Below are 12,795 nucleotides of genomic sequence, written 5' to 3' on the forward strand. Positions count from 1 at the left end.
TCAGCTCAATAGCGGTAGGTGTCCGGCTTGTAAGGGCCGTTCTTGTTCACGCCGATGTAGGCGGCCTGCTCGTCGGTCAGCTCGGTCAGCATGGCGCCGACCTTCTTCAGGTGCAGGCGCGCGACCTTCTCGTCGAGATGCTTGGGCAGCACGTAGACCTTGCCGGCCTGGTAGGCGTCGGGCTTGGTGAAGAGCTCGATCTGGGCGATGGTCTGGTTGGCGAAGGAAGAGGACATCACGAAGCTCGGGTGGCCCGTGCCGCAGCCCAGGTTCACGAGGCGGCCTTTGGCCAGCAGAATGATCTTCTTGCCGTCGGGGAAGGTGATGTGGTCGACCTGCGGCTTGATCTCTTCCCACTCGTACTTCTCGAGCGAGGCGACGGCGATCTCGTTGTCGAAATGGCCGATGTTGCAGACGATCGCCTGGTCCTTCATCGCTGCCATGTGCTCGTGGCGGATCACGTCGCGGTTGCCGGTGGTGGTCACGAAGATGTCGGCCTTGTCGGCCGCGTACTCCATGGTCACGACCTTGTAGCCTTCCATCGCGGCCTGCAGCGCGTTGATGGGATCGATCTCGGTCACCCACACCTGGGCGCTCAGCGCGCGCAGCGCCTGGGCCGAGCCCTTGCCGACGTCGCCGTAGCCGGCCACGCAGGCCACCTTGCCGGCGATCATCACGTCGGTGGCGCGCTTGATGCCGTCCACCAGCGACTCGCGGCAGCCGTAGAGGTTGTCGAACTTGCTCTTGGTCACCGAGTCGTTGACGTTGATGGCGCGGAACAGCAAGGTGCCCTTGGCGCTCATCTCGTTCAGGCGATGCACGCCGGTGGTGGTTTCTTCGGTCACGCCGATGATCTCGGCCGACTTGCGTGTGTACCAGGTGGCGTCGACCGCCAGTTTGGCCTTGATCGCGGCGTAGAGGATGCGCTCCTCGTCGCTGGTCGGGTTGGCCAGCACGCTCTGGTCCTTCTCGGCCTTCTGGCCCAGATGCATCAGCAGGGTGGCGTCGCCGCCGTCGTCCAGGATCATGTTCGGGCCTTCGCCGGCCGAGCCCTTGGGGCCGAAGTCGAAGATGCGGTGGGTGTAGTCCCAGTAGTCTTCCAGCGACTCGCCCTTGATCGCGAACACCGGCGTGTTGGTGGCTGCGATGGCAGCGGCCGCGTGATCTTGCGTCGAGAAGATGTTGCACGAGGCCCAGCGCACGGTGGCGCCCAGCGCCTGCAGGGTTTCGATCAGCACCGCAGTCTGGATCGTCATGTGCAGCGAGCCTGTGATGCGTGCGCCCTTCAGCGGCTGGCTCTTGGCGAACTCTTCGCGGATGGCCATCAGGCCGGGCATTTCGGTTTCCGCGATGCGGATTTCCTTGCGGCCCCAGGCGGCAAGGGACAGGTCGGCGATGGCTTGGTCGGCGGTGGACACCGGGGAAGATTTGAGAACGGCGCTCATGTGGACTCCAAAACAAGTTTTGAATGATGCCGCTGCCTTCGGAGGATGAGACTCACCGCGAGAACAGCGGGTGAGCGTGGTTGCGATGGGGTCCGAGCCTCACGCCTGGCGGCGCTGCAACGCTCCTCGGAACGGCGGATTTTACCCGAGCAGCGCCGGGATGGCACGGGCATCGATAATCGCGGGTTGGCCCGACGCCTGTGGCCTCTTCCGATTCGCCCCTCCCATGTCTTTCGCCTCCGAAACCCGCCGCCGTCGCACCTTCGCGATCATTTCCCACCCCGACGCCGGCAAGACCACGCTGACCGAGAAACTGCTGCTGTTCTCCGGCGCAATCCAGATCGCCGGCTCGGTGAAGGCGCGCAAGGCATCGCGCCACGCCACCTCAGACTGGATGGAGATCGAGAAGCAGCGCGGCATCTCGGTAGCCAGCTCGGTGATGCAGATGGTCTACCGCGAGCACGTGATCAACCTGCTCGACACGCCCGGCCACAAGGACTTCTCCGAGGACACCTACCGCGTGCTGACCGCCGTCGACTCGGCCTTGATGGTGATCGACGCGGCCAACGGCGTCGAGGCGCAGACGCGCCGGCTGATCGAGGTCTGCCGCCAACGCGACACGCCGATCATCACCTTCGTCAACAAGATGGACCGCGAGGTGCGCGAGCCGCTGGAACTGCTCGACGAGATCGAGCGCGAACTCGGCATGCCCTGCGTGCCGATGACCTGGCCGGTGGGCCAGGGCAAGAGCTTCGGCGGCATCGTCAACCTGCGCACGCAGGCGATGACGGTGTTCGAGTCGGGCAGCGAGCGCCTGCCGCAGGACTTCGAAGCCATGCCGCTGGCCGAGCGCGAAGCGCTGCAGAAGCGCTTCGGGCACGAGTTCGACACCGCCATGGAAAGCATGGAACTCGCTACCGGCGCCTCGCCCACCTGGGACCGCGAGGCCTTCCTCGCCGGCAGGCAGACACCGGTGTTCTTCGGCTCCGGCGTCAACAACTTCGGCGTGATGGAAGTGCTCGATGCGCTGGTCGACCTGGCGCCGCCGCCGCAGCCGCGCACCAGCACCACGCTGGTCAACCGCCAGCCGGTGGTGCGCGAGATCCAGCCCGAGGACAAGGACTTCGCCGGCGTGGTGTTCAAGGTGCAGGCCAACATGGACGCCAATCACCGCGACCGCATCGCCTTCGTGCGAATGGCCTCGGGCAAGTACACGCCGGGCATGAAGCTCAAGGTGCAGCGCACCGCCAAGGAGCTGCGTCCGACCAGCGTCGTGACCTTCATGAGCCAGCGCCGCGAGGCGGTAGAAGAGGCCTATGCGGGCGACATCGTCGGCTTCACCACGCATGGCGGCGTGCAGCTGGGCGACACCATCACCGACGGCGCCTCGCTGCAGTTCACCGGCCTGCCCTTCTTCGCGCCCGAACTGTTCATGACCGTGATCCTCAAGAACCCGCTGCGCACCAAGCAGCTGCAGCAGGGCCTGGCCCAGCTCGGCGAGGAGGGCGCGATCCAGGTGTTCCGGCCCGAGGTCGGCGGCCCGATGCTGCTGGGTGCTGTCGGACAACTGCAGTTCGAAGTGGTGCAGCACCGGCTGAAGACCGAGTACGACGCCGACGTGCGGCTGGAAGGCTGCCAGTACACCGGCGCGCGCTGGATCACGGCCGACACGCCGGCCGAGCTGCGCGCCTTCACCGACGCCTACCCGGCCCGCATGGCACGCGATGCGGCCGATACGCTGGCCTATCTCTGCACCTCGCCCTACGACGTGCGGCTGGCGCAGGAGCGTTTTCCCAAGATCCATTTCCATCCGCTGCGCGAGCATGCGGGGCTTGCACTTCAAACGGCCGGTTGATGCTTCCACTGAGCGCATGGCCCACTGAAGATCGCCGGCGGATCACCGGCATCCTCACCGACATCGACGACACGCTGACCACCGAGGGCGCGATCACGCCCGACGCGCTGCAGGCGCTGCACGCGCTGAAGGCGGCCGGCCTGCCGGTGATCGCGATCACCGGCCGCTCGGTCGGCTGGTGCGCGCCCTTCGCGCTGGTCTGGCCGGTCGATGCCATGGTTGCCGAGAACGGCGCCGTGGCGCTCGTGCCCGCGCCCTCGGGGGAGGTCGAGAAGCGCTACCGCCAGGATGCCGCGACGCGCGACCTCAACTTCGGGCACATGCAGCAAGCGCTCGCGCGCATCGAACGCGAAGTGCCGGGCGCCAGGCGCGCCACCGACTCTCCGGGACGCGAGACCGACATCGCGATCGACCACAGCGAGTTCGCCCACCTGAGCGAAGCGCAGATCGCGCAGGCGGTGCAGATCATGCGCGCCGAAGGCATGAACGCGACCGTGAGCTCGATCCACATCAACGGCTGGTTCGGCGACCACAACAAGTGGGTCGGCGCCTGCTGGATCGTGCGCGGGCTCTTCGGCCGCGACCTAAGGGCCGAGCTCGATCGCTGGGTCTACGTGGGCGACTCGACCAACGACGTGCTGATGTTCGAGCGCTTCCCGCACAGCGTGGGCGTGGCCAACATCCGCCGCTTCGAGGCGCAGCTGGCGACGCTGCCGCGCTACATCAGCGCCGGCGAACGCGGCGCCGGCTTCGCGCAAGTGGCGGCCGCGGTGCTCGACATCCGCTGAGGCGATCGGCGCGCGGCGCTATGGAAGCTGCGCCTTTGCCCAGCGCACGATATCGGCGCTGCCCATCGCACCTGCCTGGCGCGCGACTTCCCGCCCGGCGCTGAACAGCGCCAAGGTAGGAATACTCCGGATGCCGAAGCGCGCACCGAGCGCTGGCACAGCTTCTGTGTCGACCTTGGCCAGCCGGAACTGCGGCTCGAGCTGGGCGGCCGCCTGCTCGAAGGCGGGTGCCATCTGGATGCAGGGACCGCACCACGGCGCCCAGAAGTCGACCAGCACCGGGATCTGGTTGCGGCCGACATGGCGGTCGAAGGCAGCTTCGTCCAGCGCGGTGGAATGGCCGGTGAACAGAGGCCGGTGGCAGCTGCCGCAGTCGGGCGCGCTGCCCAGTTGCGAGCTCTGCACACGGTTGGTCGTGTGGCAATGCGGGCAGACGACGTGCAGCGATTCGCTCATCGCGCACTCACTGCGTCTTGGCGAGCCCCAGCTTCTCGATCAGCGCCTTCTCGCGCATGAAGGTGGTCTGCGCGAACTTCGCGTAGTCGGCGGAGCTCATGTAGTTCGGCAGCATGTCGTAGCGGCCCAGCGAGGCCACGTAGCTGGGTTCTTCCATCGCCTGCTTGAAGGCATCGTGCAGCTTCTTGACCACATCGGGCGGCGTCCCCTTGGGCGCGCCGATGCCGAAAGGCGAGTTCTGCACGATGTCCAGGCCCAGCTCCTTGAGCGTCGGCGCATCGGGGAACTTGGCCAGCCGCTTCTCGCCCCAGGTGTTGAGCACGCGCAGCTTGCCTGCCTCCACCTGCGGCGCGAAGCCGGTGCTGTCGGCCGCAGCCATCAGCTGGCCGCTGAGCACGGCGAGCATCAGGTCGGCGCTGCCCTTGTAGGGCACATGCTGCAGTTGGATGCCCAGTTGCTGCGCGATCAGCTCGGTGGTGAGGTGGGGGCTGGTCAGGTTGCCGGTAGAGCCATAGGTCAGCCTGCCGGGATTGGCCTTGGCATAGGCAACGAAGTCCTTCCATGTCTTGAACGGACTGTCGGCCGGCACGACGATGCCGAAGGCGTAGCCGGTGACGTTGATGACGTAGCTGATGTCCTTGACCGGATCCCAGTTGATCTTGGTCGTGTAGGGCAGGCGGAACACGCCGAGCGGGATCTGGGCGACGGTGTAGCCGTCGGCGGGCGCTGTCTGCAGCGCCTGCGCCGGCAGGGTGCCGCCGGCGCCGGGCTTGTTCTCGACCACGACCGGCTGGCCGATGATCTTCGAGGCGTTCTCGGCCAGCTGCCGCATCGTGATGTCGGTCGGGCCGCCCGCGGGAAAGGCGATCACCAGCTTGATGGGCCGGCTCGGAAAGGCTTGCGCATGGGCGGCTGTGGCCGCGAAGCCGAGCAGGGCAAGGCACAAGAGGGAACGACGAAACATGAGGCTGGCTCCGGACTGAAGAACCCGCCATTTGGCAGCGCGCTCGCCGCGAGGGCAATCGGGTTTCACCCCGGGGCGAGTCGCGCAGGCGTCAGCGCCGCCGCTCAGCCGGCGCGCTGCATGAAGCCGTCGAGCACGTTGACGGCGTTGGTGCCGACCTCGGCGACCGCATAGCCGCCCTCGAAGACGAACACGGTCGGCAGGCCGGCACCCGCCAGGTCTTCGCCGATGCGCAGGTAGTCGGGCGTGGCGAGCGTAAAGCCGGCGATCGGATCGCCCTCGAAGGTGTCGAGCCCGAGCGACACCACCAGCGCGCCCGGCCGGAATTCGGCGATGCCGCGCAGCGCCCGTTGCAGCACCTCGCGCCAGGCCGCGAAGCCGGTTCCACGCGGCAGCGGCAGGTTGCGGTTGAAGCCCAGGCCCGCGCCGGCGCCCTCTTCGTCCGCATAGCCCAGGTAGTACGGATACTCGGTGTGCGGGTCGCCGTGGATGCTGGTGAACTGCACGTCGGCACGTTCATAGAAGATGGCCTGCGTGCCGTTGCCGTGGTGATAGTCGATGTCCAGCACCGCGACCCGATCGCAGCCGGCGTCGCGCAGCGCCTGGGCCGCGATCGCCGCGTTGTTGAGGAAACAGTAGCCGCCGAAGAAGTCGGCACCCGCATGATGGCCCGGCGGACGCGTGAGCGCGAAGGCAGCGCGCTCGCCGCGCAGCACGTGCGCCGCGGCGGAGAGCGCGCAGCCGGCGCCGGCCCGCGCCGCGGTCCAGGTGCCGGCGGTGAGCGGCGAGCCCGCGTCGTACGAGAACAGGCCCAGGCGCGCCGGGAAGCTCGCCGGCAGCACGTCGGAGCGGAAGCTGCGGATCGGCCAGTACGACGGCAGCGCATCGCGGGTCGCGTGGCAGCATCCAGCGCGACCCATTCGTCCCAGGCGCCGGCGAGGAAGTCGAGGTAACGCGGCGCATGAATGCGCGCGATGGCCGCATCGTCGAAGTCGGCTGGGCCTTCGACAGCGCCGAGCCCGCGCTCCTTCAGCTCACGCAGCACGTAGTCCGCGCGCGCCGGCACCTCGAAGCAGGGCACCAGCTCGCCGCGGAACATCTCCTGCTTGCCGTGGTGCAGCACGTGCAGATCGTTGTAGACGGTGAGCATCAGGCTTCCTTGCGCGCCAGGACCGGCAAGGCCGCCGGCACGGGCAGCGTCAGCACTTCATGCCGGCCGGCCCCGCGCGCCAGCACCGGCGCCAGCGCCACGCCCGTGTGCGTGCGCAGCTTCACCACCTCCTCGGGCGGCGCCGCCGCGACCACGCGCCCGCCGCCGTTGCCGCCTTCGGGGCCGAGGTCGATCAGCCAGTCGGCCTCGGCGATCACGTCGAGGTCATGTTCGATCACGACCACGCTGTGGCCGCCGTTCACCAGCCGGTGCAGCACGTGGATCAGCTTCTCGACGTCGGCCATGTGCAGGCCGACGGTCGGCTCGTCGAGCACGTAGAGCGTATGCGGCGCCTTGTTGCCGCGGCGCGTGACGTCGTCGCGCACCTTGCTGAGCTCGGTCACCAGCTTGATGCGCTGGGCCTCGCCGCCGGACAGCGTCGGCGAGGGCTGGCCGAGCGTGAGATAGCCGAGGCCGACGTCCTTCAGCAGCTGCAGCGGATGGCTGATGTTGGGCATGGACGCGAAGAACTCCACCGCCTCGTCGACCTCCATCTGCAGCACGTCGCCGATGCTCTTGCCGCGCCAGCTCACGGCCAGCGTCTCGGGATTGAAGCGGGCGCCGTGGCAGACCTCGCAGGGCACCTTGACGTCGGGCAGGAAGCTCATCTCGATGGTGCGCACGCCCGCGCCCTCGCAGCCGGGGCAGCGGCCCTCGCCGGTGTTGAAGCTGAAGCGGCCCGGCCCGTAGCCGCGCGCCTTGGCCTCGAGCGTGTCGGCGAAGAGCTTGCGGATGGTGTCCCAGAAGCCGATGTAGGTGGCCGGGCAGCTGCGCGGCGTCTTGCCGATCGGGGTCTGGTCGACCTCGAGAACGCGGTCGATGGTCTCGTAGCCCTCGACGCCCTTGCAGCCCGCCCAGGCCGGCCGCTTGCCCGCTGCGTCTGCATCGCGGCCGGCCTTGGTCATGCGCTGGACCACGACCGCGTACACGTTGGCCAGCAGCACGTCGCGCGCCAGCGTCGACTTGCCCGAGCCGCTGACGCCCGTCACCGCCACCAGCCGGTGCAGCGGCAGCGAGACCGTGACCTCCTGCAGGTTGTGCAGGTCGGCGCCGCGCACGCTGAGCCAGTCGGGCGCGCCGGGCTCGGGCAGCGGCACCGGGCGCCGCGGCTGCAGCGGATGCCTGATCGCATCGCGCAGGTAGCGGCCGGTCTGCGAATCGCCCGCGCGCTCGAGATCGGCGACCGAGCCCTCGGCGACCAGCCGGCCGCCGCGCTTGCCGGCGCTGGGGCCGATGTCGATGATGTGGTCGGCGCGGCGGATGGTGTCTTCGTCGTGCTCCACCACCACCAGCGTGTTGCCCTTGTCGCCCAGCTTGTGCAGAGCATCCAGCAGGATCTGGTTGTCGCGCGCGTGCAAGCCGATAGTGGGCTCGTCGAGCACGTAGCAGACGCCCTGCAGGTTGCTGCCGAGCTGCGCGGCGAGGCGAATGCGCTGCGCCTCGCCGCCGGACAGCGTCGGCGCGCCGCGATCGAGCGTGAGGTAGCCGAGGCCCACTTCCTCGAGGAACTCGAGGCGGCTCCTGATCTCCGGCACCAGGTCGCGTGCGATCTCGGCTTGGCGGCCGGTCAATGCCAGGTGCTCGAACCAGATGCGAATGTCGGTGACGCTCATGCGTGCGAGCTGGGTGATGCCGATGCCGCCCTCACCCCAGCCCTCTCCCGCAAGCGGGAGAGGGAGCAATGCGGGCTCCGGCTCCCGCTCCCCGCTGGGGAGCGGGTTGGGGTGAGGGGCACCCCCGCCGCCGAACAACACCGCTCGCGCCGTCGCATTCAAGCGGGTCCCCTCGCAAGTCGGGCAAACGACATCGCCCACATCTTCCGCCTCCGGCTCCGCAAAGGTCTGCTCACGCCCCTTCTGGTCGTCGGCCATCACCGAATCGTCGTAGACCTTGCGCTGCTCCTTGCTGAGCTTGACGCCGGTGCCCACGCAGTCGGGGCACCAGCCGTGCTTGCTGTTGTAGGAGAAGAGCCGCGGATCGAGCTCCGCATAGCTGGTGCTGCAGACCGGGCAGGCGCGCAGCGTGGAGAACACGTGCGTGCGGCCGATGCCGCCGGTCGGCGCGTTGGCCATCATGGCGCCGCGCAGGCCGGTGAGATCGCTCAGCACGTGCACCACGCCCTTGCCGTGTTCGAGCGCGCGGGTCAGCGCCTGGCGCAGCGCGGTCTCTTCCGAAGGCAGCACGTCGAGGCTGGCCACCGGCAGCTCGATGCTGTGCTCCTTGAAGCGGTCGATGCGCGGAAAGCCGGTGGTCGGCAGGAACTCGCCGTCCACCCGCAGGTGCGTGTAGCCGCGCGGGCGCGCCCAGTCGGCCAGCTCGGTATAGACGCCCTTGCGGTTGCTCACCAGCGGCGCCAGCAGGCCGATGTGCTGGCCCTTGAAGTTTTTCAGCAGCTGCGCCGCGATGCTGTCGGGCGTCTGCGGTTGCACCGCGGCGCCGTCGTGGACGCAATGCTGGATGCCGAGCTTGACGTAGAGCAGGCGCAGGAAGTGCCAGACCTCGGTGGTGGTGCCGACTGTGCTCTTGCGCCCGCCGCGCGAAAGCCGCTGCTCGATCGCGACCGTCGGCGGAATGCCGTAGACCGCATCGACCTCCGGCCGCCCGGCCGGCTGCACGATGCTGCGCGCATAGGCGTTGAGCGATTCGAGGTAGCGCCGCTGCCCTTCGTTGAACAGGATGTCGAAGGCCAGCGTGGACTTGCCCGAGCCGCTGACACCGGTGACCACGCTGAACTTGCCGCGCGGGATGTCGACCGAGAGATTCTTGAGGTTGTGCTCGCGCGCATTGACGATCTGGATCGCATCGCGCCCCACAACCGGCTGCACGCGCGCCGCGTACGAGCGCGCCGCGCGTTCCGCCACCTTGTAGGCGCCGGGCCCGACGGCCAGGTCGTAGTCGAGCAGCGCGGCGCCGGTGAGCGAGGCGCGGTTCTCGCGCACCTGCTCCGGCGTGCCCACCGCCACCACCTGGCCGCCGCCCTCGCCGCCTTCGGGGCCGAGGTCGATCAGCCAGTCGCTGGCGCGGATGACGTCGAGGTTGTGCTCGATGACCACCAGCGAATGGCCGGCATCGAGCAGCTTGCGCAGCGCGCGCATCAGGCGCGCGATGTCGTCGAAGTGCAGCCCGGTGGTCGGTTCGTCGAACAGGAACAGCGTCCCCTTGCGCGCCAGCGGCTGCTTGCTCGCGCTGCCGTTCTTGGCCGCCTCGGCGAGGAAGCCCGCGAGCTTGAGGCGCTGCGCCTCGCCGCCGCTGAGCGTGGGCACCGGCTGGCCGAGCTTGACGTAGTCCAGGCCGACGTCGGCGATCGGCTGCAGCACGCGCAGCACCTCGCGGTCGTTCGCGAAGATGGCGGCGGCCTCGGCCACGGTCAGATCGAGCACGTCGGCGACGTTGAAGCTGCGCTCGGCGCGCTCGATCGCCACTTCGAGGATCTCGGGCCGGTAGCGCTTGCCGTCGCAGTCCGGGCAGCGCAGGTAGACGTCGGAGAGGAACTGCATCTCCACGTGCTCGAAGCCCGAGCCGCCGCAGGTCGGGCAGCGCCCGTCGCCGCTGTTGAAGCTGAACTTCGATGCGGTGTAGCCGCGCTGCCGCGAGAGCGCCGCGGTGGCGAAGATCTCGCGGATCGCGTCCCAGGCGCCGACATAGCTCGCCGGATTGGAACGCGCCGTCTTGCCGATCGGCGACTGGTCGACAAAGACGACCTCGCTCAGATGATCGGCTCCGAGCATGCGGTCGTGTGCGCCGGGCGATTCAGTGGCCTTCCCGAAGTGGCGCATCAGCGCGGGCGCCAGCACGTCCTGGATCAGGGTCGACTTGCCCGAGCCGCTGACGCCGGTGATGCACACGAGGCGCGAGAGCGGCAGCTCGACCGTGATGTTCTGCAGGTTGTGCTCGCGCACGCCTTCGAGGATGAGGCGCGGCGTGTTCTCGCTCACCATGCGGCGGAAGCCCATGCCGATCTGCTTGCGCCCGCCCAGGTACTGGCCGGTCAGCGTCTCGGCGTCGCGCAGCGCGTCGGTGCTGCCGTCGAACACGATCTGCCCGCCGCGCACGCCGGGGCCCGGGCCCATGTCGATCACGCGGTCGGCGGCCAGCATCACGGCCGGATCGTGCTCCACCACAACCAGGGTGTTGCCGGCGTCGCGCAGGCGCAGCATGGCCTCGGTGATGCGGTTCATGTCACGCGGATGCAGGCCGATGCTGGGCTCGTCGAGCACGAACAGCGTGTTGACCAGCGAGGTGCCGAGCGCGGTCGTGAGGTTGATGCGCTGCACCTCGCCGCCGCTGAGCGTGCGGCTCTGGCGGTCGAGCGTGAGGTAGCCGATGCCGACGTCGTGCAGGTAGCGCAGGCGCGTGGTGATCTCTTCGAAGAGCAGCTTGAGGGCCTGGGCGTCTCCATGTCTTGCTCCTTCCCCCTCCGGGGGAAGGTTGGGATGGGGGCTCGCGAGCTGTGCAACCGTCGAATGCCCCCACCCCTGCCCTCCCCCAGAGGGGGAGGGAGCAAGACCGAAGCCGTCGAAGAAACGCCGCAGCCGCTCGATCGGCAGCAGCATCAGGTCATGCAGGCACAGTCCCGGCAGCGCCTCCAGCTGCTCGCGCGACCACTTCACGCCGACCGGCATGAAGCGCTTCGAGGGCTCGAGCACCGCATCGGCATCCTCCTTCGTGCCGATGCGCCACAACAGGCTCTCCAGCTTGAGGCGCGCCCCGGCGCAGGTGGGGCACGGCGTGTAGCTGCGGTACTTAGACAAGAGCACGCGGATGTGCATCTTGTAGGCCTTGCTTTCCAGGTAGCCGAAGAAGCGGCGCACGCCGTACCACTGCTGGTTCCATTTGCCCTTCCAGTTGGGCGAGCCCTCGACCACCCAGGCCTGCTGCTCGGGCGTGAGCTTGTTCCACGGCGTGTCGCGCGGAATGCCTGCCGCCTCGGCATGGCGCATCAGGTCGTCCTGCGCTTCCTTCCAGGCCGGCGTCTGGATCGTCTTGATCGCGCCGGCGCGCAGCGTGAGCTTGTCGTTGGGGATCACGAGGCCGAGGTCGACGCCGATCACGCGGCCGAAGCCGCGGCACGTCTCGCAGGCGCCGACGGCCGAGTTGAAGGAGAACATCGACGGGATCGGGTCGCCGTAGCGGACGTCGCTTTCGGGGCAATGGAGGCCCGTCGAGAACTTCCAGATCTCCGGGGATGCTGCCCCCACGCTCCCCGCTTCGTGTGGTTCGCTGCCCCCCGAGGGGGCTGCCCCGCCTTGGGGCGGCCCGGCGGCGGGGCGGCCACCCTCTTCCGCAGCCAACGCATAGACAGTGAGCCGTCCGCTGCCGCGCTTGAGCGCGACCTCGATCGCCTCGATCACGCGCGCCCGTTCGGCGCCGGCGATGCGGAAGCGGTCCGCCACCACGTCCAGCACCTTGCGCGGACCGGTCGGCGTCGCGATCTCGCGCTCGGCCTGCACGCGCGTGAAGCCGCTGGCCGACAGCCATTGCGTCACCTCTTCGGCCGAGGTACTGGCAGGCAGTTCGACAGGAAAAGTCAGCACGACGCGCGGATCGCCGGCCGCGGCCGCGCGCGACACGAGCTCGGCGTAGATGGTGTCGGGCGAGTCGTGGCGCACCGGCAGCGCTGTCTCGCGGTCGAACAGCTGGGCCGCGCGTGCGAACAGCAGCTTCAGGTGATCGTTGAGCTCGGTCATCGTGCCGACGGTCGAGCGCGAAGAACGCACTGGATTCGTCTGGTCGATCGCGATCGCGGGCGGCACGCCCTCCACCTTGTCGACCGCCGGCTTGTCCATGCGGTCGAGGAACTGCCGCGCATAGGCCGAGAAGGTCTCGACATAGCGGCGCTGGCCCTCGGCATAGAGGGTGTCGAACACCAGGCTCGACTTGCCCGAACCGCTCGGGCCGGTGACCACCGTCATCTCGCCGGTGCGGATGTCGAGGTCGAGATTTTGGAGATTGTGCTGGCGTGCACCGCGAATCCGGATGGAGCCCTGTGTCATGAGTGCCTTGGGGGTGGGGCAGACATTCTAGGAAGGCGGCGCGGGCTTCGTGCAAAGCTGCACATGGCCGGCTGAGAGGCAGGG

6 protein-coding genes, 1 pseudogene and 1 riboswitch are annotated in these 12,795 nt (G+C 68.5%); of the genes and pseudogenes, 2 read left to right on the forward strand and 5 right to left on the reverse strand.

The window, feature by feature from the left end; translation table 11 throughout:
• Nucleotides 1–5 precede the first annotated feature (5 nt).
• Nucleotides 6–1,445 carry an adenosylhomocysteinase gene (ahcY, locus tag EJI01_RS18815; RefSeq protein ID WP_126838654.1) on the reverse strand — a complete coding sequence of 480 codons (1,440 nt, stop codon included), beginning with the start codon at nt 1,443–1,445 and terminating at the stop codon, nt 6–8.
• Nucleotides 1,446–1,510: 65 nt separating this feature from the next.
• Nucleotides 1,511–1,579, reverse strand: a riboswitch (S-adenosyl-L-homocysteine riboswitch).
• 92 nt (nt 1,580–1,671) lie between these two features.
• On the opposite strand from ahcY, the gene EJI01_RS18820 reads away from it, so the two are divergent.
• Together EJI01_RS18820 and EJI01_RS18825 are read left to right on the forward strand one after the other, a co-directional pair.
• On the forward strand, nt 1,672–3,300 hold the full coding sequence (locus tag EJI01_RS18820; RefSeq protein ID WP_126838655.1) for a peptide chain release factor 3: 1,629 nt from the start codon (nt 1,672–1,674) through the stop codon (nt 3,298–3,300).
• Nucleotides 3,300–4,088, forward strand: a complete 789-nt coding sequence (locus EJI01_RS18825; RefSeq protein WP_126838656.1) for an HAD-IIB family hydrolase — start codon at nt 3,300–3,302, stop codon at nt 4,086–4,088. The genes EJI01_RS18820 and EJI01_RS18825 overlap by 1 nt, the downstream gene beginning before the upstream one ends.
• 18 nt (nt 4,089–4,106) lie before the next feature.
• On the opposite strand, the gene trxC is transcribed toward EJI01_RS18825, so the two are convergent.
• From trxC to uvrA, 4 genes and pseudogenes are all read right to left on the reverse strand, one after another.
• Nucleotides 4,107–4,544 carry a thioredoxin TrxC gene (trxC, locus tag EJI01_RS18830; protein WP_126838657.1) on the reverse strand — a complete coding sequence of 146 codons (438 nt, stop codon included), beginning with the start codon at nt 4,542–4,544 and terminating at the stop codon, nt 4,107–4,109.
• Between the two features lie 7 nt (nt 4,545–4,551).
• Nucleotides 4,552–5,508: a tripartite tricarboxylate transporter substrate binding protein gene (locus EJI01_RS18835; protein WP_126838658.1), complete on the reverse strand. Its 957-nt coding sequence runs from the start codon at nt 5,506–5,508 to the stop codon at nt 4,552–4,554.
• A gap of 104 nt (nt 5,509–5,612) precedes the next feature.
• Nucleotides 5,613–6,658 (reverse strand): annotated as a pseudogene (locus EJI01_RS18840) (histone deacetylase family protein).
• Nucleotides 6,658–12,711, reverse strand: a complete 6,054-nt coding sequence (gene uvrA, locus EJI01_RS18845) for an excinuclease ABC subunit UvrA (protein WP_260602519.1) — start codon at nt 12,709–12,711, stop codon at nt 6,658–6,660. The pseudogene EJI01_RS18840 and the gene uvrA overlap by 1 nt, the downstream one beginning before the upstream one ends.
• Nucleotides 12,712–12,795: the final 84 nt, after the last annotated feature.

This window comes from Variovorax sp. MHTC-1 (genome assembly GCF_003984645.1).
Lineage (GTDB): Bacteria > Pseudomonadota > Gammaproteobacteria > Burkholderiales > Burkholderiaceae_C > Variovorax.